Below are 22,956 nucleotides of genomic sequence, written 5' to 3' on the forward strand. Positions count from 1 at the left end.
GTCGGGAATGCCCGCGGTGTCCGTGCAGTTGGGGCAGGTATGGAGCGCATCGGATTTCTTTCCTTCGGCCACTGGGGTCCCGGACAGGGCTCCCGCACCAGGACCGCCGGCGACGCCCTCCTCCAGGCCATTGACCTTTCGGTGGCCGCGGAAGAGCTTGGGCTGGACGGGGCGTTCTTCCGCGTGCACCACTTCGCCCGGCAGCAGGCCTCGCCGTTCCCGCTGCTTTCCGCGATAGCCGCCCGGACCAGCAGGATCGAGATCGGTACCGGCGTCATTGACATGCGGTACGAAACCCCCCTCTACATGGCCGAAGAGGCCGCAGCCACAGACCTGATCAGCGGCGGCAGGCTGCAGCTCGGCATCAGCCGTGGTTCACCCGAGCCCGCCCGCCAGGGTGCGGCAGCTTTCGGGCACGTGCCCGAGGCGGGGGAGACCGACGCCGACATGGCCCGCCGGCACACCGCCCTCTTCCGTAAGGCAATCACCGGCGCCGGGGTGGCGGAAGCGGACCCGCGGTATGCAGGCGGAACCAGGGGACTGCTGCCCGTCCAGCCCCAGTCGCCCGGGCTCGCGGAGCGCATTTGGTGGGGAGCCGGAACCAGGAAGACGGCGGTCTGGGCCGCGGATCTCGGCATGAACCTGATGAGTTCCACCCTGCTCACTGAAGATACCGGTGTTCCCTTCCACGAACTGCAGGCCGAGCAGATCCAGCTGTTCAGGGATGCCTGGGCCGCAGCAGGCCATGCCCGCCAGCCGCGGGTTTCGGTGAGCCGCAGTGTCCTCCCCATCGTGGACGCCGAGGACAACATGTACTTTGCCGGCAGCGCCCTGCGCGACAGCCGGGACCAGGTGGGAATCATCGACGGGCTTACTGCCAGGTTCGGGAAAAGCTATGCAGGCGCACCGGACGTCCTGGCGGAGCAGTTGGCTGCCGACACCGCGGTGCAGGCCGCGGACACCCTCCTGCTCACTGTCCCCAACCAGCTGGGCGTGGACTTCAACGCCAAGCTTTTGGGCAACGTCGCCCGGTATATCGCACCGGCACTTGGCTGGCAGGCGGCACGCCCCTGACCCGTAGCTGCCGGCCGTAACCTTGCCGTCTTCCCCGTAAATATCCGCCTGCCCACGCGCGGTGAGGGTAAACTAAGTATGCTTAGTGAAGACTGGGGAACCTTCTGCACACCGCAGCCGTTAGACTTATAGTGCGGCTTTGGGGGCTTAGCGCCCTCATTATTACAGCGTGACTGCGGAACGGTCATATAACGAAGAGAGAGAAATATGGCCCGCGCCGTTTTAGGCTTTACCCTATGATCCGGCTACGTCAGCTGGCCCAGGCGGCCTCTGTCCTCACCACGCCCTTGGCGCCGGAGGATATCCTCGCGCTGTTCAACCCCGTCTATTCTGCCCGGCAGCTTCGCGGCGTGGTTACGCGCGTGGTCCAGGAGACCGCGCAGTCCGCCACGATCTTTTTCCGGCCCGGCCGCGGTTGGCACTCCCACCTGGCAGGCCAGTGGGCGCGCATCGGCGTCGAACTCGATGGCGTCCGCCACTGGCGGTCCTACTCCCTGAGCGCCCCTGCAGGCAAGGACCCTGCTATCACCGTCACGGACGTCGGCGCAGTCTCCGGCACGCTGGTGCGCACCACCCGGCCGGGCGACGTCCTGTTCCTTGCCCCGCCGCAGGGCGACTTCGTGCTTCCCGAGCACCCCCGGCCCCTGCTGATGGTCACGGCGGGCAGCGGCATCACTCCGGTGATGTCCATGATCCGCACCCTTGTTCCGCGGCGTCCGGATGCCGACGTCGTGCTGGTCCATTCGGCCCGCACGCCCGGGGACAGCCTGTTCCGCGAGGAACTTGCCGAACTCGCGGACCAGTTCCCCAACTTCCGGCTGGCCCACTGGTACACCGGCGAACAAGGCCGGATGGACCTCACCAACACCGACCAGCTGGACGAGATCTGCCCGGACTGGAAGGAACGCGCGGCGTATGCCTGCGGTCCGGACAGCTTCCTGGACGACGCCGAAGCCCTCTGGAAGCGGGCGGCGCTGACTACCGCAGCTCCGGGCTCGGACGTCGCGGTGGCCGGTGACCCCGGGAACCTCATGATTGAACGGTTCAACACCACGTTCAATGCCGGCGTGGGGCACGACGGCGGCCTGGTCACCTTTGAAGCGTCTGATCGGGAAGTGGAAGCCGACGGCGACACCCCCATTCTGGACGTCGGTGAGGACGCCGGCGTGCTGATGCCCAGCGGTTGCCGGATGGGCATTTGCCACAGCTGCCTCACACCCCTCCTGGCCGGACAGGTCCGCGACCTCCGCACCGGGGAAATCCATGGCGAGCCCGGCCAATTGATCCAAACGTGTGTCTCGGCAGCCGCCGGACCCGTCAACCTCGAAATCTGAGGAGCACAACGGTATGTCTGTAGTTACACCCAGCAAAACCACCGCCGGAGATGCCTCCAACCAGGAGAAACCTGCGGCGGGAAGCAGGACGCGCCCCGGGAAGCTGGCCGAATCCGGCAGCCCCACGGTGCGGCCGCCGGCCGCCGCCCACCTGAGTGATGAACAAGTGGCGGAACTCGGGCGCGAACTGGACGCCATTCGTGACGAGATCCTGGCCAAGCGCGGGGCGTCGGACGCCGCCTACATCCGCCGCGTGATCAAGATCCAGCGCGGCCTGGAGATTTCGGGCCGTGCCGCGCTGCTGGTCAGCAAGAACAAGGCAGCCTGGGTCACCGGCACCACGCTGCTGAGCCTGGCCAAGATCCTGGAAAACATGGAGATCGGGCACAACGTCCTGCACGGCCAGTGGGACTGGATGCGGGACCCGGACATCCACTCCACCACCTGGGAATGGGACTTCGTCACGCCGTCGCGCTCCTGGCAGCACACCCACAACGACCTCCACCACCGCTGGACCAACGTGGTGGGCAAGGACAACGACGTCGGATACAACCTCCTGCGGATGGATGAAAACCAGCCGTGGAAGCCCTTCAACCTGGGCAACCCGCTGTACAACGCGATCCTGGCTCCCCTTTTCGAATGGGGCATCGCCATCTATGACCTCGAGCTGACCGAGTACCAGGAAGGCAAGAAGTCCAAGGAAGCGCTGCTCAAGGACCTCAAGGCCCTTGGCAAGAAGGTTGTCACCCAGTTCACCAAGGACTATGCCGCAACCCCCGCGGTGGCCATGCTGACCGGCTCCGGCAAGCAGGCGCTCTACGGAACCCTGACAGCCAATGCCGTCCGCAACGTCTGGGCCCACGCGGTCATCTTCTGCGGCCACTTCCCCGAAGGCACTGACACCTTCACGGAGGAAATGGCCGAAGGCGAAACCCGCGGCGACTGGTACATCCGCCAGATGATCGGCTCCGCCAACATCTCCGGGTCAAAGTTCATGCACATCATGACCGGTAACCTCTCGCACCAGATCGAGCACCACCTCTTCCCGGACCTGCCTTCCAACCGGTACGCCGAGGTGGCGCCCAAGGTCCGTGAAATCTGCCAGCGCTACGGTCTGAACTACACCACCGGACCGCTGCTGAAGCAGGTTGGCTCAACCTGGGGCAAGATCTTCAGGCTGGCCCTGCCCGGCAAGGCCGCCAAGGCCTGACCCGACACCTTTGCAATGCATCGACATGCACCTCCGGTTCCGGATCATCCTGGAACCGGGGGTGCATTTGTGTTTCCCCGTGCTCTCGCATTTTTCGAGGTCAACGGCGCATAATTGACCCACACCCGCCGCCGTGGCCAATGGAGGACTCATGCGGATTGTCGGAGCACTGATTGTCATCTGGCTGATCATCGGCGGCGTTGCTGCCTGGCAGCGGGGCTACTTCGGGGGAGCGCCCGGAAACTGCGCAGAGGCGGGCACCATTGCCATCACCATTGCCGCCGGCCCGTTGAACTACATGGGAGCCAACCCCCAGATCAACTGCGAGCTTCCGCAACCTTCCCAGTAAGCGGTAGCGTAACGGGACCTGGCACCAGCCGGGCCTCACGGTTGGGCTGTACTGGATGGCGGACCGTCCTAGAGTGGGTATTGCGCGGGCATTGCACTGCGGCCCGCTCCGCATCGATCCCACAGTCTCGAAAGGACCCGCCGCGATGGCTCTCATCACCGTTGGAACCGAAAACAGCACTGACATCGAGCTTTACTACGAAGACCACGGCTCCGGCCAGCCCGTCGTGCTGATCCACGGCTACCCCCTGGACGGCTCCTCCTGGGAGAAGCAGGCCGCTGCCCTGCTGGGCGCCGGGTACCGTGTCATCACCTATGACCGCCGCGGCTTTGGGAAATCGAGCAAGACCACCGAGGGCTACGACTACGACACGTTCGCGGCGGACCTCAACACCGTACTGACAACCCTGGACCTGAATGACGCCGTCCTGGTGGGCTTCTCCATGGGCACCGGCGAGGTGGCCCGCTACCTGGGCACCTACGGCTCCGCCCGGGTGGCACGGGCAGCCTTCCTTGGTTCCCTTCAGCCTTTCCTGCTCAAGACCGGGGACAACCCCGACGGCGTTCCACAGGAGGTCTTCGACGGGCTGAAGGAATCCGTCACGGCTGACCGGTACGCCTTCTTCACCGGCTTCTTCAAGAACTTCTACAACAGTGACACGTTCCTCGGTACGCCCCGACTAAGCCAGGAAGCCGTCAATGCCAGCTGGAACCTTGCGGCCAGCGCCGGAGCAACGGCATCTGTCGCTGCCCAGCCCACCTGGCTCACCGATTTCCGCGCGGATATCCCGAAAATCGACGTTCCGGCACTCATCCTCCACGGCACGGCGGACAACATCCTGCCCATCGACTCCACCGGCCGGCTGTTCGCCAAGGCCCTGCCCAGCGCTGAATACGTGGAGATTGAAGGTGCCCCGCACGGCCTTCTGTGGACACACGCCGCCGAAGTCAACGAAGCGCTGCTGCGTTTCCTCGCCAAGTAAGGCGCACACGGGAAACTTCCGGCGACGGCGGGAGTCCGCCGTCGCCAGAAGTGCGAGACCGTTGGGTGAAAAGCCGCGTTAAGTGAGAGAGCGTCGGGCCAGGGAGCGTCGCCGAGCCAGGCGCTGACTGTTGCCGTGCCGCCTGTGAAAGCTATCCGTCGTAATGGGTCCGTGCAGGCCCCTGCCCCAGCGAATTGACCACAACGGCGGCCACGTCATGCAGCTTTGAATTGCGGGTGCTCGACGCCGTCTTCAGGATCTCGAAGGCGTCGTGCTGGCTGCACCGGTTCTGGGCCATGATGATGCCCACGGCCATGTCGATGACGGTGCGTGATTCCAGGGTGGCGCGGAGGTTCGCCGCGGTCTCGCTGTAATGGGCAAAGCGGACCGCAAGCCGCAGGGCAAGGGACGTCTGGCCCACGAAGTCCTCGGCGAACTCAAGGATGCGTGACTCAAAGCGGCGCGGCCGGGGCGAGTACAGCAGCAGCGCCGCCTTTGTTTCGCCCTCCAGCCGGAAGGGCAGGGCAAGGACGGAACGGACGCCCTGGGCCAGGACGGCAGAAGAGTATTCAGGCCAGCGGCCGTCATGCTGCGCGTCCGGAACGCTGATGGTCTCCCGGGTGGTGGAAGCTGCCAGGCTGGGCGTCTCGCTGAACTCGTACTCAAGCTGCGCGATGGCCTTCGCCTCCGGGCTGCTGCTGGCTACCGTTGCGGCCTTGCGCTGCCGCAGCAGGGTGATGGCGCACATGATTTCGTCGCCGGGCTCGGAAAGGTTGCGTGCCGACACCTGTGCCAGTTCATTAAGGAAGTCCTCAACGTCAGGGCTGCTGAGGACCAGTTCATGCAGGTGCTCGGTTATGGATGTATCGGGTTTTGCTGTTGACTCGCTGGCCACGGTTTTTGGGTGCCATTCGCTCAGGACAACCCGGCGCCTTCGAGCATCCCGCCGCAATGCCGGCAGGTTATGAAGGTCGCTGGATCGAAGAACTCTCCAACGGCCTGCTGCTAAACCGATATCCAGAAGTATATACATCCTCCGGCTGGGGGCGGCGTCACTTTGACATGCGTGAAGGCGGGGTTCTCTGGCGCCTGCCGGGAAGTTACCGCAGAATGAAGCAGGCGCCGGTGCCCCGGCGGCAGGGCCCCGAAGCGGCGGCCGGCACGCCCCGACGGGGCAGGAAGTGGGACAGGAACATGACCAGGCTGCTCATCATCGGCCCGCCGGGTTCCGGCAAAGGCACACAGGCGGAACAGTTGGCACGGCACTTCGGCGTCCCGGCAGTCTCCACCGGAGAAATCTTCCGAAGCAACGTCAGCCAGGAGACGGAGCTGGGAAACCAGGCTGCCAGCTACCTCGACGGCGGCGATTTTGTCCCGGACCACCTCACCAACGCGCTGGTCAAGGACCGCCTCCTGGAGAGCGACCTGCAGGCGGGGTTCCTGCTGGACGGCTATCCGCGTACAGCCCCCCAGGTGACGGAGCTGGACAACATGCTCGCCTCGCAGGGGTACGCCCTGGACGCGGTCATCGAATTGTCCGCCCCGGACGCCGTGCTGGAAGAACGGATGCGGCGGCGCGCGGCGGACCAGGGGCGCACGGACGACACCGTGGAGGTGTTCCGGCGCCGCCTGGACCTCTATCACCGCGAGACGCATGAAGTAGTCTCGGTCTACGCCGGTCGCGGAATCCTCGTGTCCGTGAACGGCAGCGGGGATCCCGGTGAGATTACCGGACTGGCGATCGCCGCCGTCGAGAAGTTCCTTGGAACGCCGCGCCGCGGCAACTGACCCCCGACCGACCTGGCGGCTAACCTGGCGCAAAGCCACAAACATAAAGGAAACCTGATGAGAATTGCGGTAACCGGCGGTAGCGGAAAACTCGGGCGGCACGTGGTCCGCAGGCTCACGGAGGACGGCCACCAGGTCCTCAACCTGGACCGTGAGGGCAGCCGCAGCCCCGGCCTGGTGGTGGTGGACCTGAGGAACTACGGCCAGGTCCTGGATGTCCTGCTGGGGCTGGATGACAGGCACGAAGGTTTCGACGCCGTGGTGCACCTTGGCGCCATCCCTGCCCCGGGCATCATTCCTGACGCCGCCACGTTCGAGAACAATATGCTTTCCACTTACAACGTGTTCCAGGCGGCACGCAGGGCCGGCATCAAGAAGGTGGTGTACGCCTCCAGCGAGACCGTGCTGGGACTGCCGTTCGACGTCGACCCGCCGTACATTCCGGTGGATGAGGAATACCCCGCCCGGCCTGAAAGCACCTACTCCCTGGTGAAGCACCTGGAGGAGCAGATGGCGGTGGAGCTGACCCGCTGGGATCCGGAGCTGAGCATTGTGGGGCTGCGGTTTTCCAACGTCATGGACGTGGCGGACTACGAGAGGTTTCCTTCCTTCGACTCGGACGCGACACTCCGGAAATGGAACCTCTGGGGATACATCGACGGCCGGGACGGTGCCCAGGCGGTGGCCCGGGCACTGGAGAACGGGAAGCCGGGATTCGAGGCCTTCATCATCGCCAACGCGGACACTGTCATGAGCCGCTCAAGTGCAAGTCTTGCCGCGGAAGTTTTCCCGGGGGTCAGGGTGGTCAAGGACCTGGGCGAACACGAGACCATGCTGTCCATCGACAAGGCGCGGCGGCTGCTGGGATTCGAGCCGGAACACACGTGGCGGACGCACGTTTCCCCCAGTGTCGGCGGTGCCAAAACCGGCTGAACCGGCCCGGGCTCAGGAATCGCCAAGGGTTGCCGAAGGATCCCGCAAGGACCACGTCGCGGTGCGTTGCGGGCTCCTATTCTTTTGGTAGGGCGGGGACACAAACCCCTGTCCACGCAGCCCGAAAACGCCGAACGAGGACCCCAAAATTCGCACTTCATTCTTTGCGCTGCCCGCCGCCGCAGTGCTGGTCTCAGCAGTCCTGTCCGCCGCCGCCCTTCCCGCCGCTGCCGTTGCGCCGGCTGATCCCGGAGCTACCGGGCGCTACATCGTCCAGTACGCGCCCGGTACCGACGTAGCCGCCGAGGCGGCCGGGCTGCGGGCCCAGGGCCTCGCCGTCGGCCGGACCTTCACCCACGCCATCCGCGGCGCCCTGGTCACCGCCAGCCCTGCCCAGGCGGCGGCGCTCGCGAAGTCCGGCCGGGTGGTGTCCGTTGAAGCCGACGCCCTGGTGGGCATCTCCGATACCCAGCAGCCCGCGCCGTGGGGCCTGGACCGGGTGGACCAGAGGCCGCTGCCGCTTTCCGGCTCCTACTCCTGGGCGTCCTCGGGAACAGGCGTGACCGCATACGTGGTGGACACCGGCGTCCTGGCCTCGCACACCGAGTTCGCCGGGCGGATCACCTCCGGCTGGACCGCCGTGGCTGACGGAAGGGGCTCCAGCGACTGCAACGGCCACGGCACGCATGTTGCCGGAACCGTTGCCGGGACCACCTACGGGGTGGCCAAGAGCGCCACGATCGTTCCCGTCCGGGTGCTGGACTGCAACGGATCCGGCTACAACTCGGATGTAGTGGCAGGCCTGGACTGGGTGGCAGCGAACCACGCAGCAGGGGCTCCGGCGGTGGTGAACCTCAGCCTGGGCGGCGCCGCCAGTTCAGCCGTGGACACTGCCATCCAGTCCGTGGTGAACGACGGCGTTACCGCCGTGGTGGCCGCCGGCAACTCCGCCGTGGACGCGTGCGGCAGTTCGCCGGCACGGGTCCCGGCGGCGGTGACAGTGGCTGCCAGCGACTCCGCCGACAGGCAGGCATCCTTCTCCAACTTCGGTTCCTGCGTGGACCTCTACGCACCGGGCGTGGGCATCAGCTCGGCGTACCACACGTCTTCCACCGCCACCGCGTCAATGTCCGGCACCTCAATGGCCGCACCGCACGTGGCCGGGGCAGCAGCCGTCCTGCTCTCCCAGAACCCGGCACTCACCCCTGCCCAGGTCTCCGGCGCGCTCACCTCCAACGCCACGGCAGGGGTGGTGGCGGGGGCCACCAGCGGCACGCCCAACCGCCTGCTGTACTCTGCTGCGGCCGCTCCTGCTCCCGCTCCTGCTCCGGCCCCGGCCCCCGCACCTGCTCCGGCCCCTGCCCCCGCTCCCACGGTGACAGCCGTGACGCCTGCCGCGAATGCCACTGCCGTCGCGGCAGGAACCAACGTCACTGCCACCTTCAGCACCGCCGTCCAGGGCGTCACCGGCGGGACCTTCGTGCTCAGGAACTCCGCCGGCGCCACCATCCCCGCCGCCGTCTCCTACAACGCGACCACCCGTACGGCAACCCTGGACCCTGCGGCCGGACTTGCCGCCGACACCACCTTCACGGCCACGCTGGTGGGCGGTACGTCCGCCATCCGGGACAGCGCCGGCACGCCGCTTGCCTCCGTCAGCTGGAGCTTCCTCACCGGCCCCGCGCCCGCCATCACCGGGTACGCGCCCGGCAGCAACGCCTTGCTGGTGCGCCGTGGCAACAACGTCAGCGTCACTTTCAGCGAAGCGGTCCAGGGCGTCAACGGAACCACGTTTACCGTGAAGAATGCCGCCACCGGCGCCCAGGTTCCGGCCAACGTGTTCCGGAACGGCACCACCAACCAGTGGATCCTGGATCCCTCGCAGCCGCTGGCCGCCAAAACCAAGTACACCGTGACGGTCACCGGCGGCGGAACGGCGGTCCGGGACCTTGCTGGCAACCAGCTCACCGGCCGCACCTGGCAGTTCACCACCGGTTCCTACTAAGCGGTTTCGAGCACGAACTCCGCGTGCCCGTGCACGGCGCCGTTGACTTGGAGTTCCAGGGCGTGCATGCCGGGATGGTGCACCCTGGTGGTCATCTGCCGGAAGGCGTGGCGTTTGGACAGGCTCCTGCACTCGCCTGGTGCAAGGGTGAGGGTTGAGGCCTTGAAAACCTTGGCCGACTGGCTGCCGTTCGCCTTGCGGTAGTGGATGAGGTAGTCCACCGCCAGGGTCACATCCTCTGTACCCAGGTTGGTGATGTCGAATGAAAACGTCAGTTCGCCGGGCACCCTCAGGATCTTCCGGTCAAGGCGGGGCCCGGCCACCGCTACCTGCGCCGGCGTGAAGCCCAGGAGCGCCAGGGCGCCAGGATGCCCCTTCTTGACGAGCGTGCGGAGGCCGTGGCGGACCACCCGTCCCGTGTTGGCATCAGCCGCGGAGAGCCACTCCCGGGCGGTGGCCACCACAGCCGAAGGCGCGTGCCGGGCAAGATCGTTCAGGTGGTTGGCAACGGACCGCCGCACGTATTCGGACGGGTCGCGGTACAGGGAACTGAGGATGGGAAGGGTGGCTTCCGGCCGCTGGACGAGGGCGGGGATCCGAACTGCCCACGGCAAATAAGGGCGGGTGCCCTCGCTGGCCAGGCGGCGGACATGCTCATCCGGATGGGAGGTCCACGCCTGGATGATGGCCAGCGCCCGGTCCGGGTCCTGGCGGAGGAGGCGGCGAATGGCGAACTCACCGGTAAGCCTGGGCGTCAGTTCCGCCAGCAGGGCCATGGCGTCGTCGAAGTCCCTGCCGGAGCCGGAAGCGACGGCAAGTGCGGCGGCAGCTTCGGAAACCGGCCACAAGACCCAGCCCGTGAACTCCTCGAACCCAAGTGCGGCGCGGAAGCTGCCCGCCGCCGTCGGATATCCCGCCCCCGGGACTTTTCCAATGTCAGCCTGCAATGCCTGGGCCACCAGGTCAGTCCTGGCGCGCAGGTTGAGGTCGCTCAGCAGGTGGGCGGCGGCGGCCGTGCTGTCCCACTGCACATTCGGAGCGGATTCCGCCAGGATGGCGGCAACGGAATTCACGGCAGGCGCGTCAATCAGTTCGTTCATGGCACCCATGCAGACAGGCTACCCCGGGTCTGGCGGTGGATGGCCGGCAGGGCGTCACTGCATGGAAAATGCGGGCAAACGGCGCCAACGCGGCCCGTGCGGGATAATCTTCACCCTAGGTTAAACTTCACGGCGCAGGGACGGGTATGACAGTGGGACAACAGGGATCAGCAGGCTCGGGAACCAAGCATCGTACCGGCAAGTGGCGTGCCTTCCACGACAAGTTCGTGGTTGAGGAACGCTACCTGGATCCGGCCGACCGGCGCGGGCTGTACCGGGCAGCCATTATCCTGGCGACGGCGGGAACCCTTCTGTTCATTGCCACCCTGGTCAGCGTGCTGCAGGCCGATGGCCTGTCCGCAGCCGACGTGCCCGTCCGCGATTGGCTGCTCGGGCTGAGGTCACAGACGCTGACAGTCATCATGATTTTCCTGGCTGTGGTCTTCGGCCCGATTGCCCTGCCCATCATCGTCCTGGTGGTGATCCTGGCGTGGGGGTTCGCGGCGAAGCATGCCTGGCGCCCCATCCTGCTGGCGTCCGCGATGATCACCGGGGTGATCGTTTCCCAGATCATCCTCCAGATCGTGCGGCGCTCGCGGCCGCCCGTGGAGCAGATGCTGTTCGGGATCGACCACACCTTCTCGTTCCCCTCAGGGCATGTCCTGGGAGCCTGCGACTTCCTCCTGGTGGGGGCCTTCCTGATCTTCTCCCGGCGCCGCAATCCCCGCGCCGCCGTCCTGGGTTTCGTGGGGGCGGGGATTGGTATCTTCCTTGCGGCGGTAAGCCGGCTGTACCTGGGGTACCACTGGCTCAGCGACGCCCTCGCGTCGTTGTCCCTTTCACTGATCATCCTCGGCGGGGTCATAGCCCTGGACACCTGGCGCACGGCCCGGATCCCGGGGGAGCGGATCACCGGGGAACTGTCCAAGGCCGATTCGCCCAAGGACTAAGCCGGAACCGCCCTAGCCCGGCGGCCGCGACCGGGCACGCTTCAGCGCCCGGTGCAGCTTGACGTTGGCGGCCTCAAGTTCCAGTACTTTGGCCACGCCTGCGAGGTTAAGGCCCTGTTCAAGCAGTTCGCCGATCCGCAGCAGGACGGCGATGTCGTCGTCACTGTACTGCCGTGTTCCGCCGGACGTCCGCGACGGGGTCAGCAGGCCCTTGGTCTCGTAGAGCCGGATGTTCTGCTGGCCGGTTCCCGCCAGCTTGGCCGCAACGGAGATGGCGTACAGCGCGCGGTTGCTGCCATTGGGGCCGGGCGGCCGCCCGGTTTCCTGCGATGCCATAAGTTCTCCAAAATCCGTCCGGTAGCCTTGCCTCAGTTTCCCACGAGTGCTATAAAAAATCTATATCCATCACCATAGATTACGGAGGATGGATATGACACGGATAAACACCTACAGAGCTGAAGGAGTGGGAAATGATGTTGATGCGCACGGACCCGTTCCGTGAGTTGGACCGGCTCACGCAGCAGGTCTTTGGGACCGCCGCCCGCCCGGCTGCCATGCCGATGGACGCCTGGCAGGAGGACGGCGAGTTTGTGGTGGCGTTCGACCTTCCCGGCGTGAAGATTGATTCACTGGACCTGAACGTTGAACGCAACGTCCTCACGGTCCGGGCGGAGCGCAAGGACCCCACGCAGCCCAATGTGGAATTGGTGGCTTCCGAGCGCCCCCGCGGTGTCTTCAGCCGGCAGTTGATCCTCGGCGACACCCTGGACACTGACAACATCAAGGCCAGCTACGACCAGGGCGTCCTGACCCTGCGGATCCCGGTGGCAGAGCAAGCGAAGCCGCGCAAGATCGAGATCCAGACACAGCATAGCGAGAAGCACGAGATCGGAACCTAGCCACGGGCGGCGGGCACGGGCAACCCTTGGCGTTGCCCGTGCCCGGAACAGGGCAGCACATGACGAACACCCCCGACTACTACGCAATCCTGCGGGTCCAGCCACACGCCACCCAACAGGAGATTTCCCGCGCCTACCGGGCACTCATGCGCAGCCACCATCCGGACGTCGACGGCGGGGCCACCCCGCAGGGGGAGCTCCTGGAGATCATGCAGGCGTTCAATGTACTGCGCGATCCGCAACGGCGTGCCGCCTATGACCAGCAACGGGCAGCAGCCGCTGCCCAGGCCATCCCCGTCCGCAAGGTGCGCAGCCAGGCCGGTTCTTCCGGACCCGCCATCAGGGTCACCCCGGTGCGGTGGGAGAGCGGGCCCTGGGCCTGACGCAGGGCTGATGGAGTACAACGACAACCGCGAGGAGGCGGAGAACCGAATGAGCGAATGGCGCCGCTACGACTCACCCCTGATCCCGGCGTTCCACGAGCGCTTCGAACAGCGATGGGGCCCCGGCACTGCCCCCTTCCTGGACCCCGAGGCGCATGAGCAGCCGCTGCCCCGTGCCCAGTGGATCAATCCGGCCACCGGCGCTGCCCTGGCCGTTGTGCCGGTCTGGACCGCCGATGAAAAGCAGCAGCGGTCCTTCGGGGTCTTCTACCTTCCGCCCGCGGGGGACATCTGGGTATTGCGCCCCGGCTACACCGGTTACCTGGAACCTGCCGACGGTGAATCGGAGCATCTGGTGACCCTCCGGAATGACGCGTTCCGCAAGGCCGTGGCGCATGCCAAGGAGTTTCTGTTCGGTTCCCAGTAGCGGCCGCAGGTTCCGCTCGTCAGTTGCCCCCAGCTGTGCCATCCTGAGACGTACTCACACGCTCCGTCACAAAAGGCCCGCCGATGCACATCACCGCCAAAGACCTCGCCGCACTCATCCCGCCCGGGTTTACGCTTGGCGTTGCCACCGCAGCCTTCCAGATCGAGGGCGCGCTGGACGAGGATGGCCGCGGGCCGGCAGGCTGGGATGTCTTTGCGGCCAAGGAAGGCGCCATCGTCGAAAACCACAGCCCGGTGACGGCCTGCGACCATTACCACCGCATGCCCCAGGACGTTGCCCTGATGAAGCAGCTGGGCGTGGACTCCTACCGGTTCTCCTTCGCCTGGCCGCGGATCCAGCCCACCGGGCGCGGGCCGGCCAACCGGGCGGGCCTGGACTTCTACGACCGGCTCCTGGACGAGCTGCTGGCCAACGGCATTTCCCCCATGGCCACCATCTACCACTGGGACACGCCGCTGGCCCTGGACGAAGCCGGCGGCTGGCTGAACCGCGACACCGCCTACCGGCTGGGGGAGTACGCAGGCATCCTGGCAGAGGCATTCGGTGACAGGGTGGCCAGGTGGGTGACCATCAACGAACCCGCGACTGTCAGCACCAACGGCTACTCCCTCGGCCTGCATTCGCCCGGCAAGGAACTGCTCCTGGCCGCCTTTCCCACCGTCCACCACCAGTTGCTGGGGCACGGACTGGCGGTGCAGGCACTGCGCGCCGCCAAGGTGCCTGGCGAAATCGGCATGACCAACGTCTACTCGCCCATGGTCCCGAATTCCATCAACCCGCTGGACTACGTCAGCGCCGGGCTGATGGACCTGGCCCAGAACCGGCTCTACGCCGATCCCGTGCTGACCGGAAAATATCCGGACCTCATCCGGGCCGCCAAGTTCTTCAGCTCGTTCGAGCACCCTGAGGAGGACATGGAGCTCATCTCCCAGCCCCTGGACTTCTACGGGCTCAACTACTACATGCCCACCAAGGTGGCTGTTGGCCCGGGCGGCGGTGCAGTGCCGGCGAGCATGGCCGAGGCCATGGGCAGCGACCTCAGCGCGGCCGGCAACGGCGGAACACCCTTCCATGTGGAGACCTGGCCGGAAGCGGACATCACCTCCTACGGCTGGCCCGTGAAGCCGGAATACATGGCAGTGGCCCTGAAGGAGATGGGCGAGCGGTACCCCAACCTCCCGCCGGTCATCCTCACCGAGGGCGGTGCCAGCTTCGAGGACATCATCGTGCGGGACAAGTCCACCAACACCAGGTTCATCCCGGATGAGCGCAGGCTGAAGTACCTCTCCGACCACCTTGAGGCTGCCCTCAGGGCAACAGCCCCGGGCGGAGTGGCGGAAAAGGTGGACCTGCGCGGCTATTACGTCTGGTCGCTCATGGACAACTTCGAATGGTCCGCCGGCTACAACCAGCCCTTCGGGCTCCTGCACGTGGACTTCGAAACCCTGGAGCGGACGCCCAAGGCCTCCTACTTCTGGCTCCAGGAACTCGTCGAGGAGCGCGACCTCGCCGCGGCGGCGGGTACCGCAATCGCGGAGGCCATGGCTTCCGACGCTTTTGACGTTGAGGTCATACGCACCGACGTTGTTGGTGCTGATGCGCCGGACGACGACGACGTCACGGCTTTGGGTGCCAGCGCCTAGGACAGGTTCAGAGCAGGTCCAGGGCGGCGAGCTGCTTGGCTATCCCCGCCCCGTCGGGTGAGTAGATCCACGGAACCCGGGATGCCGTGTGGTCCCCGTCCTCCGAATGGCCGCCTGCGAACACCGATTCGCTGATGGACAGCTGGCGGATGGCGATTGCGGCTACCTTGTCCGGGTTCTCCTGCGCGAATTCGGAATAGATGGCTTCGTCATGCTGGCCGTTGTCGCCGATCAGGAGCCAGCGCATGTCAGGGAATTCCTTGGCGAGCCGTTCCAGGTTGCGGTGCTTGTGGTCCTGGCCACTGCGGAACCACCGGTCCTGGGTCAGGCCCCAGTCGGTGAGGAGCAGGGCACCGGACGGGTACATGTTCCGGGTCAGGAAGCGGGCCAGGGTGGGGGCGGCGTTCCACGGCCCCGTGGACAGGTAGATCACCGGCGCGTCCGGGTGTTCGACGGTCAGCCGGTCCAGCAGGACCGCCATGCCGGGCGTGGCCATGCGGGCCCGCTCGCTCAGGACGAACGTGTTCCACAGCGCCAGGAAAGGCCGGGGCAGGGCCGTCACCATCACGGTGTCATCAATGTCGGAAACGATGCCGAACTTTACGTCCGGGGCAATGACCCGGATCTTCGCCTCAACAGGTTCGGTGCCTTCGCCCCGCAGGACGGCAGTGTGCCAGCCGGGCGTGAGCTGAACATCCACTTCGGTGTCAATCAGCCCGCCCCGGTCAGCCCGGACGTGGGTGACAACATCGCCGATGGTGATTTCGACGTCGGTGAACTGCAACGGCACGCTGGTGAAGGCGCGCCAGCCGCGGACGTTCTGGTTGCCGTTCCGGGCTGCATGTTCTGCCTTGCTGCCCGGCGACGGCTTCTGGGTCAGGAGGACCCGTCCCAGCACGCGCACCATGCTGGTTGAGCCATAGCCCTGGTAGGCGATCGTCTGGGGAACGAACTTCCAGCGTTTGGCCAACTGGATGCGAACGGTGTTAACGGCATCCGAAATCCGGTGCGCAAACCTGAACACCTGGTTTCCGTAGAGCTGGGTGTGGTCCGTCCCGCCGTGGTCTGTGGGTGTTGCTGCATGCTCTGGCGGGGTCTGGGGAGCCGTGTCCATGGAACCACTCTGCCACAGGCTGCACCGCGCGGGGCCACTTCCGGCTGCTTGCCCTCACTCCGTGACGTCACCCTTCCCCCAGGATCCAGCGCAGGGTCTCGGCGTTGCGCACGGCGTTGCCGCCGCCGTCGTTATTGAAATAGGCATACACGTCCAGGCCGTTGCCGGACCACTCGCGGATGCGGTCCGCCCACCAGTGCAGGTCGGTGTCCGAGTAGGAGCCCGCGTAGAGGTGCTCGTGGTCCGGGCCGTGCAGCCGGACATACGTGAACGGGGCGGTGGTCCGCAGGATGCAGGGAAGGTTGGCCCCGCTCATGATGCAGTAGGCGGCCTGGTGCCGTTCCAGCAGGGCGTACACCTCCGGGCTGTCCCAGCTCGCATGCCGGAACTCGACGGACACCCGGATCCACTCCGGAACCATGGCCAGGAAGTACTCCAGCCGGGCGTCATCGCGTTCCATGCCGGGTGGCAACTGGACCAGGAGGACGGCCCGTTTGTCACCGAGTTCGTGCCAGCACCGCTCGATCCGCTCCAGCCACACCTCCGGCTGGTACAGCTTCCGGGCGTGGGTCAGGCCGCGGGGAGCCTTGACGGACATGGTGAAGCCGTGCGGCAGCCGCCGGTTCCAGCCCGCGAAGGTGGTGTCCCGGGGCCAGCGGTAGAAGCTGGCATTGAGCTCAACGGTGCTGAAGCGGGAGACATAGTGCGCAAGCCTGTCCCTCACCGGCAATTTGGGCGGGTAGAGGACGTTTTCCCAGTGGTCGTAGCTCCAGCCGGAGGTTCCGATGTGGATTGCCATTGTTCCTCCCGTGGGCCTCGGCGGCCGGACGCCCGGGCTGCCCCCGGCAGCCCGCTGGTCGGCATTCCTTCAGGCTACACCGGCGGATGCCCTTCCTTTTCGGGACGGCTGTGGCAGGGTAAGGACATGGCGCGAATTGAAGATTACGCGGTGGTCGGCGACCTTCAAACCGGGGCCCTGATCAGCAAGGACGGCTCCATCGACTGGCTGTGCCTTCCCCGGTTCGATTCCCCGGCCTGCTTCAACTCGCTGCTTGATACGCCGGAGGCCGGCCGTTGGCTGCTGGCGCCCAAGAGCGGCGGGCCGTGCACCCGGAGGGCCTACCGGGACGGCACGCTGGTGCTGGAGACGGAGTGGGAAACCCCCGACGGCACCGTGCGGGTCATCGACTTCATGCCGCCCCGCGACTCCGTGGCGGACATCGTTCGCATCGTCGAGGGGGTGAGCGGCAGCGTGCCGATGCACGGTGAGCTTGTCCTCCGCTTTGATTACGGCCACATCATCCCGTGGGTCCGCCGGGACAAGCTGGGGCTCCACGCCATCGCAGGCCCGGATGCTGTCTATTTCGTCACGCCCGCGCCGCTTCAGAGCGAGAACATGCACACCGTCAGCGACTTCACGGTCAACGCCGGGGACCGCGTCCCGTTCGTGCTCACCTGGGCGCCAAGCCATGTGGCCCGGCCGCACACGGTGGACGCGGAGGAAGTCCTGGGCAGCACGTCCGCCTTCTGGCGCGGCTGGGCTTCCCAGTGCACCGTCAAGGGGAAGTACCAGGACGCGGTTGTGCGCTCGCTTGTGACGCTGAAGGCGCTGACCTACGCCCCCACCGGCGGCATCGTGGCGGCCGTGACCACGTCCCTGCCGGAGCAGCTGGGCGGCCCCCGCAACTGGGACTACCGCTACTGCTGGCTGCGGGACGCCACCATGACGCTCCAGGCCCTCCTGGCGGCCGGTTACACAGCGGAGGCGGCCGCCTGGCGGGACTGGCTGCTCCGGGCGGTGGCCGGCGACCCCGCGGACCTGCAGATCATGTACGGCATCCACGGCGAGCGCCGCCTGCCGGAGATGGAGCTGCCCTGGCTGAAGGGCTATGAGAATTCGTCTCCGGTGCGCATTGGCAACGGAGCGGCGGAGCAGCTGCAGCTGGACGTCTGGGGCGAAGTGCTGGACTGCCTCGCGCTGACCCGGAATTCGCTGCTGACGCATCCGGACGAGGCCTGGGACGTCCAGCTGGCCCTCATGGAACACCTGGAGACGATCTGGGACCAGCCGGACAACGGCCTCTGGGAAATGCGGGGCCCGCGCCGCCACTTCACCCACTCTAAGGTGATGGCCTGGGTGGCGGCGGACCGGATGGTGAAAGGCGTCCGGGAGTCCGGGCTGCCGGGTCCGGCCGAGCGGTGGGAAAGGCTGCGGGAGACCATCCGCCAGGACGTCATGGCCAATGGCTTCGACGCTGCCCGCAATACTTTCGTGCAGTCCTACGGCCGGTCCGAGCTGGACGCCAGCCTCCTCCTGATTCCGCGCGTAGGGTTCCTGCCGCCCGATGATCCCCGGGTGATTGGAACCATCGAGGCGATCCAGCGTGACCTTACGCAGGACGGGTTCGTCCTGCGGTACCGCCCTGAAGAGAGCGACGACGGCCTGCCGGGGGACGAGGGCGTCTTCCTTGCGTGCTCCTTCTGGCTGGTGGAGGCACTGCTGGGCGCGGGACGGCACGAGGAATCGCGGGAGCTTTTCGAGCGGCTGCTGGACCTGCGGAACGACGTCGGCCTGCTGAGCGAGGAATGGGCCGTGAAAGCCGGCCGGCAGTTGGGCAATACGCCGCAGGCCTTCAGTCACTTCGCGCTTGTGACTAGCGCTTTGGAGCTCCATCAGGATACGGTTCGGCGGAGTGACACCCCCATTCCGCCGGAGGCGGCGGAACCGTGCTGAGGCGGCGCGGCCCGGGGTCTCTTCTCCTTCGCGCAATAGATAAGTATACTTACTAACACCTCATGGAGTGCTCCAACAAAGCACAACGCGGTGACTGACGGAGGAGTGATTTGCATGGCCGGGTATTTTGAGCTCGTGGATGCGCCTGACGGCGGCTACAGGATCCGGATGCTGGACGGAGCAGGGAGCCTGATGGCCATCTCGGTCACCTTTCCCACCAAAAGGGCCGCGGTTGCCGGCGTGGCACTGGCGCGGGAGATTGCCGGTACCGGCCTGATCCGGGATAAGAGCCACGACGGCGCCGGGACGGTTCTCCGGGAACGCGTTCGCCCCGTGAACTCCGCCAAGGAGGAAGCAGCCCGCCGAAAGAAGGCCCCTGCGGCCAAACGGGCAGCGGTAGGCTGATGGCACCCCAAGGCGCCACACCCCCTGGCGTGCGACGCCGGGGGGTTCTTTTTGACGTTGACGGGACCCTGATCGACTCGTCCTACATCCACACCATTGCCTGGTGGGGCGCCTTCCGAGAGCACGGCTATGACATCCCCATGGCCTCCATCCACCACTATGTGGGCATGGGTGGCGACCGGTTGGTGGACAGCCTCCTGCCCGAGGGGCGGGACCGGTCCGCGGACCCGGAGGTGATGGCCAGCCATGGTGCGCTCTATGCGTCCCACTGGCCCGCGCTCCGCGCCTTCAAGGGGGCAAAGGACCTGCTGGGCCAATGCCATGCCGGCGGCCTGGCCGTTGCGCTGGCCTCATCCGCCCGCAAGAAGGACCTTGCGGTCATGGGGTCCGTCCTCGACGCCGATGCCTTCATTGACAGCGCCACCAGCGCCAACGACGCCAAGGAGAGCAAGCCCGCCCCGGACATCCTGGTGGCGGCACTCGACGCGATCGGCGTGGAGGCCGCGGACGCCGTCTTCATTGGAGACGCCGTTTGGGACATGCTGGCCGCGGGGGCATTGGGGATTCCCGCCATCGGTGTTACCTGCGGCGGAGTCAGCGCCGCCGAACTCCGGGAGGCCGGGGCGGTGGAAGTCTATGAAGGGCCGCAGGACCTGCTGCAAAACCTGACGTCAAGTGCCATCGGCCGGCTGCTCGCGCGGCCTTGAAGCCGCATTGCGCAGGCTTGGTAACACGCCGGGTCAGGGCGCCTGCCCGCCCGCCACGGCATCCTCATCGCCTGCATTCGCGGCCTTGTTCCATACCACCGCAACCCTGACCGATCCGTCGTCGTTCCGCTCAACGTCCGTGAGCACTTCCGCCATGTTGGCTCCCATCTCCATGATGCGGGTCCGGTAGCTGTTGACGAGCGCCTCCAGGCTTTCCTCGCTCCACTCGCCGGGCCGCATGCGCGTGGAGATCTCAACGGGTTCCGGCTGGTAGAGCGACATGGCGTTCCTCTTTCATACGTAGCTGCGGAGCTGGCCCTTCCCACGCTAGGAGCCCGGGGCCGGGACGGCAAGTATTTAGTCAGCCTACTTACCTTTTCTGTTGGAAGCCGATAGCGTCGAATGACGGGCTGCGGTCCGGACTGAAGGCAGAACCTCCAGAAAGGCGAATCGTGAAAGCACTGACCTGGCAAGGAAAGCGCTCGGTAAGCGTGGAAGAAGTACCCGATCCCGTGATCCAGGAGCCCACCGATGCCATTGTCCGCATCACCTCTACGGCAATCTGCGGCTCGGACCTGCACCTGTACGAGGTCCTGGGACCCTACATGCACAAGGGCGACGTGATCGGCCACGAACCGATGGGCATCGTGGAGGAGGTGGGCAGCGCCGTCACCAACCTGCGCAAGGGCGACCGCGTGGTGATACCTTTCAACATCTCCTGTGGCCACTGCTTCATGTGCGGGCTGGGCCTGCAGTCCCAGTGCGAAACCACGCAGGTCAGGAGCAAGGGCTCAGGCGCAGCCCTCTTCGGCTACTCCGAGCTTTACGGTTCCGTTCCGGGCGGCCAGGCGGAGTACCTGCGGGTGCCGCATGCCGATTACGGGCCGGTGAAGGTGGGAACGGAGCTGCCGGACGAGCGGTACCTTTTTCTCTCCGACATCCTGCCCACTGCCTGGCAGGGGGTGGAGTACGCGGACGTTCCACCGGGAGGCACCCTGGCAGTGTTCGGGCTGGGGCCCGTGGGCCAGTTCGCCGGCCGGATCGGCGCCCAGCGGGGCCTGCGGGTCATCGGCGTGGACCCTGTTCCCGAACGCCGCGCCATGGCGGCGCGGCACGGCGTCGAAACGCTCGACTACGGCAAGGACGTGACGGACCAGCTGCGGGAGATGACAGCCGGAAGGGGCCCGGACGCGGTGATTGACGCCGTCGGCATGGAAGCCCACGGTTCCCCGGTCGCGGGCTTTGCGCACCAGGCGCTCGGACTGCTGCCCGACAAACTCGCCCGGAAGGCGATGGAGACCGCCGGGGTGGACCGCCTCGCCGCACTGCACACCTCCATCGATGCCGTGCGGCGCGGCGGAACGCTGTCCCTGAGCGGCGTGTACGGCGGCCAGGCGAGCCCCATGCCGCTGCTGGCCATGTTCGACAAGCAGATCCAGGTGCGGATGGGGCAATGCAATGTCCGGCGCTGGACCGAGGACATCCTGCCGCTGGTGGAGGACGACGCCGATCCGCTGGGTGTGATGGACCTGGTCACCCACCGTTCGGGGCTGGAGGGGGCGCCGGCCCTGTATGAGAAGTTCCAGAAGAAAGAGGACGGCTGCATCAAGGTGGTCCTCAACCCCGGCGCCTGAACCCGGAGTGAAACCCCGTCACGAAGCCCTCAGCACAGCGTGTTGAGGGCTTCCTGGGCCACGTCCTGCATCTCAAGGATCAGGGGGTTGAGTTCGAGGGTGGGCGGTGCGGGAGGGTAGGCGACCGCCAGCGCCAGCTGGCTCCGGCCGTCCTCGCTGGTCATGGCAACCGTGCCGTAGCCGTCGGTATCACCGGGAAGGCCATAGTAGAACCGGTTGTTGCAGGTGTTGTTCCAGCGGCGCAGGGCAAAACCGTAGTACTGCGAGTAGCCGCCCTTCATGGCCGTCACGCTGTCCGGAGGAAGCAGCCTGCCCTCCAGCAGCGCGGCGTAGAAACTGTTCACTTCCTCCACGGTGGACACGGCCCCGGTTGAAGGGGACTCCGCCTGCCAGGCCGGCATGCTGACGTCCGTGCGCCTGCCTTCAAGGGCGACGTAGCCGTGGATCATTCCCAGGGGCGGGGAGCCGCCAAGCCGGGTTTTCGCCAGGCCCAGGGGCCTGGCCGTGTCATCGGCGAGGACCTGCTCGATAGTTTCGCCGCGGAGCCGCTCGACAATCAGTGCCAGGGCTGCATAGTTCGAGCGGGAATAGTCAAAGATCCGTGCCAGCCGGCCGTCCCACGGCAAGGTGGCGGCCAGGGCCAGTTGCTGTTCAAGGCTGAGCGGCCGGTTCATGGTGTCCGCCCAATTGCCGGACGCCAGCAGGGGGACCGAGAAGTCGGGAAGTCCTGATTCGTGCGTCAAAAGCTGGCGGACAGTCACAGGGCCGGGTGGATGGAGGACGCTGCCGAACTCGGGCAGGTAGCGGTTTACTTCGGCGTCCAGGTCAAGCTTCCCTTCCGCCGCCAGCTTCATCACCGAAACCGCGATGAAGGATTCAGTGATGCCGCCTACGCGGACAGGATCGGAAACCGTGGCCGGCTCGCCCGTTTCCAGGCTCCGCACGCCGGCGGCATGCGTCCAGGTGGTGCCCCGGGTCCGGACGGAGACCAGGACTGCGGGAGAGCCTTCCGCGAGCATCCGGGCACTGAAGTCCTCCAGGAGGGCGAAGGCGGCAGGCTTGTCCGGCTCGGGCTCCGGAGGTTGCGGCTCCCCGGTACAGCCGGGCAGGGACGCTGCCAGCAGGGCTGCGCACAGGACAGCCGCGACCCGCTTCGACCCGCGGCCCCGGCTTGTGCCCATGCCACCAATTTTCCTCCAACTAAGTAGCGGGGACGGGGGGGGTGGGGCGGGGGTAAGACCCAAGGGGGGGGCGCGGTGGGGGG

General features: G+C 66.3%; 24 protein-coding genes. 17 read left to right on the top strand and 7 right to left on the bottom strand.

Features of this window, described 5'->3' with window-relative positions; genetic code table 11:
* The first annotated feature begins 39 nt into the window (after positions 1-39).
* The 5 genes from ACQ3DC_RS18660 to ACQ3DC_RS18680 all read left to right on the top strand — a co-directional run bounded on the left by ACQ3DC_RS18660 (position 40) and on the right by ACQ3DC_RS18680 (position 4,949).
* Positions 40-1,074 (top strand): LLM class flavin-dependent oxidoreductase, encoded by a 1,035-nt coding sequence (locus ACQ3DC_RS18660; protein ID WP_430752925.1) that lies wholly within the window; start codon positions 40-42, stop codon positions 1,072-1,074.
* A 236-nt stretch (positions 1,075-1,310) separates the two neighbouring features.
* Entirely contained in the window at positions 1,311-2,408 is a 1,098-nt protein-coding gene (locus ACQ3DC_RS18665) for a ferredoxin reductase (RefSeq protein WP_157241007.1), read from the top strand.
* A gap of 13 nt (positions 2,409-2,421) precedes the next feature.
* Positions 2,422-3,618, top strand: a complete 1,197-nt coding sequence (locus tag ACQ3DC_RS18670) for a fatty acid desaturase family protein (RefSeq protein ID WP_157241009.1) — start codon at positions 2,422-2,424, stop codon at positions 3,616-3,618.
* A gap of 151 nt (positions 3,619-3,769) precedes the next feature.
* Positions 3,770-3,967, top strand: coding sequence for a hypothetical protein (locus ACQ3DC_RS18675; RefSeq protein ID WP_104999076.1), 198 nt, complete (start codon positions 3,770-3,772; stop codon positions 3,965-3,967).
* Positions 3,968-4,112: 145 nt separating this feature from the next.
* Complete coding sequence (locus tag ACQ3DC_RS18680; RefSeq protein ID WP_430752926.1) at positions 4,113-4,949, top strand: alpha/beta fold hydrolase; 837 nt, start codon at positions 4,113-4,115, stop codon at positions 4,947-4,949.
* A 151-nt stretch (positions 4,950-5,100) separates the two neighbouring features.
* Here the strand turns inward: ACQ3DC_RS18680 and ACQ3DC_RS18685 are convergent, their stop codons facing one another.
* Complete coding sequence (locus ACQ3DC_RS18685; RefSeq protein WP_323058052.1) at positions 5,101-5,844, bottom strand: GAF and ANTAR domain-containing protein; 744 nt, start codon at positions 5,842-5,844, stop codon at positions 5,101-5,103.
* A 299-nt stretch (positions 5,845-6,143) separates the two neighbouring features.
* Between ACQ3DC_RS18685 and ACQ3DC_RS18690 the strand changes: the two genes are divergently transcribed.
* From ACQ3DC_RS18690 to ACQ3DC_RS18700, 3 genes are all read left to right on the top strand, one after another.
* The gene (locus ACQ3DC_RS18690) at positions 6,144-6,737 is read left to right on the top strand and encodes an adenylate kinase (RefSeq protein WP_157241013.1); all 594 of its coding nucleotides are present in this window, start codon (positions 6,144-6,146) and stop codon (positions 6,735-6,737) included.
* 57 nt (positions 6,738-6,794) lie between these two features.
* Positions 6,795-7,670, top strand: a complete 876-nt coding sequence (locus tag ACQ3DC_RS18695) for an NAD-dependent epimerase/dehydratase family protein (RefSeq protein WP_321214430.1) — start codon at positions 6,795-6,797, stop codon at positions 7,668-7,670.
* Between the two features lie 184 nt (positions 7,671-7,854).
* Positions 7,855-9,675, top strand: coding sequence for a S8 family serine peptidase (locus ACQ3DC_RS18700; protein WP_430752927.1), 1,821 nt, complete (start codon positions 7,855-7,857; stop codon positions 9,673-9,675).
* On the opposite strand, the gene ACQ3DC_RS18705 is transcribed toward ACQ3DC_RS18700, so the two are convergent.
* Positions 9,672-10,784 (bottom strand): DNA alkylation repair protein, encoded by a 1,113-nt coding sequence (locus ACQ3DC_RS18705; protein ID WP_430752928.1) that lies wholly within the window; start codon positions 10,782-10,784, stop codon positions 9,672-9,674. The two genes, ACQ3DC_RS18700 and ACQ3DC_RS18705, sit on opposite strands and share 4 nt — an antisense overlap.
* A 137-nt stretch (positions 10,785-10,921) precedes the next feature.
* Here ACQ3DC_RS18705 and ACQ3DC_RS18710 point away from each other — a divergent pair, with 137 nt between their 5' ends.
* Positions 10,922-11,725: a phosphatase PAP2 family protein gene (locus tag ACQ3DC_RS18710; protein WP_321214427.1), complete on the top strand. Its 804-nt coding sequence runs from the start codon at positions 10,922-10,924 to the stop codon at positions 11,723-11,725.
* Between the two features lie 12 nt (positions 11,726-11,737).
* Here ACQ3DC_RS18710 and ACQ3DC_RS18715 read toward each other — a convergent pair whose 3' ends face one another.
* A complete protein-coding gene (locus ACQ3DC_RS18715; RefSeq protein ID WP_321214426.1) occupies positions 11,738-12,061 on the bottom strand; it encodes a MerR family transcriptional regulator in 324 nt (107 codons plus the stop codon).
* Positions 12,062-12,198: 137 nt separating this feature from the next.
* On the opposite strand from ACQ3DC_RS18715, the gene ACQ3DC_RS18720 reads away from it, so the two are divergent.
* The 4 genes from ACQ3DC_RS18720 to ACQ3DC_RS18735 all read left to right on the top strand — a co-directional run bounded on the left by ACQ3DC_RS18720 (position 12,199) and on the right by ACQ3DC_RS18735 (position 15,098).
* Positions 12,199-12,624, top strand: coding sequence for an Hsp20/alpha crystallin family protein (locus tag ACQ3DC_RS18720; RefSeq protein ID WP_157242931.1), 426 nt, complete (start codon positions 12,199-12,201; stop codon positions 12,622-12,624).
* A 59-nt stretch (positions 12,625-12,683) separates the two neighbouring features.
* Entirely contained in the window at positions 12,684-13,007 is a 324-nt protein-coding gene (locus ACQ3DC_RS18725; protein ID WP_157241024.1) for a J domain-containing protein, read from the top strand.
* A gap of 49 nt (positions 13,008-13,056) precedes the next feature.
* Positions 13,057-13,434, top strand: a complete 378-nt coding sequence (locus tag ACQ3DC_RS18730) for a hypothetical protein (RefSeq protein ID WP_157242932.1) — start codon at positions 13,057-13,059, stop codon at positions 13,432-13,434.
* A gap of 83 nt (positions 13,435-13,517) precedes the next feature.
* Positions 13,518-15,098, top strand: coding sequence for a glycoside hydrolase family 1 protein (locus ACQ3DC_RS18735; RefSeq protein ID WP_430752929.1), 1,581 nt, complete (start codon positions 13,518-13,520; stop codon positions 15,096-15,098).
* Positions 15,099-15,105: 7 nt separating this feature from the next.
* Here ACQ3DC_RS18735 and ACQ3DC_RS18740 read toward each other — a convergent pair whose 3' ends face one another.
* On the bottom strand, positions 15,106-16,212 hold the full coding sequence (locus ACQ3DC_RS18740; RefSeq protein ID WP_157241028.1) for an App1 family protein: 1,107 nt from the start codon (positions 16,210-16,212) through the stop codon (positions 15,106-15,108).
* Positions 16,213-16,279: 67 nt separating this feature from the next.
* Positions 16,280-17,011: a DUF72 domain-containing protein gene (locus ACQ3DC_RS18745; RefSeq protein WP_157241030.1), complete on the bottom strand. Its 732-nt coding sequence runs from the start codon at positions 17,009-17,011 to the stop codon at positions 16,280-16,282.
* Between the two features lie 126 nt (positions 17,012-17,137).
* On the opposite strand from ACQ3DC_RS18745, the gene ACQ3DC_RS18750 reads away from it, so the two are divergent.
* From ACQ3DC_RS18750 to ACQ3DC_RS18760, 3 genes are all read left to right on the top strand, one after another.
* Positions 17,138-18,946 carry a glycoside hydrolase family 15 protein gene (locus ACQ3DC_RS18750; protein ID WP_157241032.1) on the top strand — a complete coding sequence of 603 codons (1,809 nt, stop codon included), beginning with the start codon at positions 17,138-17,140 and terminating at the stop codon, positions 18,944-18,946.
* Positions 18,947-19,060: 114 nt separating this feature from the next.
* Positions 19,061-19,351, top strand: a complete 291-nt coding sequence (locus ACQ3DC_RS18755; protein WP_157241034.1) for a hypothetical protein — start codon at positions 19,061-19,063, stop codon at positions 19,349-19,351.
* A complete protein-coding gene (locus ACQ3DC_RS18760; protein WP_157241036.1) occupies positions 19,351-20,058 on the top strand; it encodes an HAD family hydrolase in 708 nt (235 codons plus the stop codon). Before ACQ3DC_RS18755 ends, ACQ3DC_RS18760 begins: the two co-directional genes overlap by 1 nt.
* A gap of 33 nt (positions 20,059-20,091) precedes the next feature.
* Here ACQ3DC_RS18760 and ACQ3DC_RS18765 read toward each other — a convergent pair whose 3' ends face one another.
* The gene (locus tag ACQ3DC_RS18765) at positions 20,092-20,340 is read right to left on the bottom strand and encodes a hypothetical protein (protein ID WP_157241038.1); all 249 of its coding nucleotides are present in this window, start codon (positions 20,338-20,340) and stop codon (positions 20,092-20,094) included.
* A 170-nt stretch (positions 20,341-20,510) separates the two neighbouring features.
* On the opposite strand from ACQ3DC_RS18765, the gene ACQ3DC_RS18770 reads away from it, so the two are divergent.
* A complete protein-coding gene (locus ACQ3DC_RS18770; protein WP_430752930.1) occupies positions 20,511-21,692 on the top strand; it encodes a zinc-dependent alcohol dehydrogenase in 1,182 nt (393 codons plus the stop codon).
* 29 nt (positions 21,693-21,721) lie between these two features.
* Here ACQ3DC_RS18770 and ACQ3DC_RS18775 read toward each other — a convergent pair whose 3' ends face one another.
* The gene (locus tag ACQ3DC_RS18775) at positions 21,722-22,873 is read right to left on the bottom strand and encodes a serine hydrolase domain-containing protein (RefSeq protein WP_430752931.1); all 1,152 of its coding nucleotides are present in this window, start codon (positions 22,871-22,873) and stop codon (positions 21,722-21,724) included.
* Between the last annotated feature and the right edge of the window lie 83 nt (positions 22,874-22,956).

It is taken from the genome of Paenarthrobacter sp. NEAU-H11 (assembly GCF_050573415.1).
Classification (GTDB): Bacteria; Actinomycetota; Actinomycetes; order Actinomycetales; family Micrococcaceae; genus Arthrobacter.

Coding starts and splice junctions, on each gene's coding strand:
- ACQ3DC_RS18715 (WP_321214426.1), bottom strand. CDS start 12,061: ATGGCATCGCAGGAAACCGGGCGGCCGCCCGGCCCCAATGGCAGCAAC.
- ACQ3DC_RS18750 (WP_157241032.1), top strand. CDS start 17,138: ATGGCGCGAATTGAAGATTACGCGGTGGTCGGCGACCTTCAAACCGGG.
- ACQ3DC_RS18665 (WP_157241007.1), top strand. CDS start 1,311: ATGATCCGGCTACGTCAGCTGGCCCAGGCGGCCTCTGTCCTCACCACG.
- ACQ3DC_RS18755 (WP_157241034.1), top strand. CDS start 19,061: ATGGCCGGGTATTTTGAGCTCGTGGATGCGCCTGACGGCGGCTACAGG.
- ACQ3DC_RS18675 (WP_104999076.1), top strand. CDS start 3,770: ATGCGGATTGTCGGAGCACTGATTGTCATCTGGCTGATCATCGGCGGC.
- ACQ3DC_RS18765 (WP_157241038.1), bottom strand. CDS start 20,340: ATGTCGCTCTACCAGCCGGAACCCGTTGAGATCTCCACGCGCATGCGG.
- ACQ3DC_RS18690 (WP_157241013.1), top strand. CDS start 6,144: ATGACCAGGCTGCTCATCATCGGCCCGCCGGGTTCCGGCAAAGGCACA.
- ACQ3DC_RS18705 (WP_430752928.1), bottom strand. CDS start 10,784: ATGGGTGCCATGAACGAACTGATTGACGCGCCTGCCGTGAATTCCGTT.
- ACQ3DC_RS18680 (WP_430752926.1), top strand. CDS start 4,113: ATGGCTCTCATCACCGTTGGAACCGAAAACAGCACTGACATCGAGCTT.
- ACQ3DC_RS18730 (WP_157242932.1), top strand. CDS start 13,057: ATGAGCGAATGGCGCCGCTACGACTCACCCCTGATCCCGGCGTTCCAC.
- ACQ3DC_RS18745 (WP_157241030.1), bottom strand. CDS start 17,011: ATGGCAATCCACATCGGAACCTCCGGCTGGAGCTACGACCACTGGGAA.
- ACQ3DC_RS18735 (WP_430752929.1), top strand. CDS start 13,518: ATGCACATCACCGCCAAAGACCTCGCCGCACTCATCCCGCCCGGGTTT.
- ACQ3DC_RS18775 (WP_430752931.1), bottom strand. CDS start 22,873: ATGGGCACAAGCCGGGGCCGCGGGTCGAAGCGGGTCGCGGCTGTCCTG.
- ACQ3DC_RS18670 (WP_157241009.1), top strand. CDS start 2,422: ATGTCTGTAGTTACACCCAGCAAAACCACCGCCGGAGATGCCTCCAAC.
- ACQ3DC_RS18720 (WP_157242931.1), top strand. CDS start 12,199: ATGTTGATGCGCACGGACCCGTTCCGTGAGTTGGACCGGCTCACGCAG.
- ACQ3DC_RS18740 (WP_157241028.1), bottom strand. CDS start 16,212: ATGGACACGGCTCCCCAGACCCCGCCAGAGCATGCAGCAACACCCACA.
- ACQ3DC_RS18725 (WP_157241024.1), top strand. CDS start 12,684: ATGACGAACACCCCCGACTACTACGCAATCCTGCGGGTCCAGCCACAC.
- ACQ3DC_RS18710 (WP_321214427.1), top strand. CDS start 10,922: ATGACAGTGGGACAACAGGGATCAGCAGGCTCGGGAACCAAGCATCGT.
- ACQ3DC_RS18660 (WP_430752925.1), top strand. CDS start 40: ATGGAGCGCATCGGATTTCTTTCCTTCGGCCACTGGGGTCCCGGACAG.
- ACQ3DC_RS18760 (WP_157241036.1), top strand. CDS start 19,351: ATGGCACCCCAAGGCGCCACACCCCCTGGCGTGCGACGCCGGGGGGTT.
- ACQ3DC_RS18695 (WP_321214430.1), top strand. CDS start 6,795: ATGAGAATTGCGGTAACCGGCGGTAGCGGAAAACTCGGGCGGCACGTG.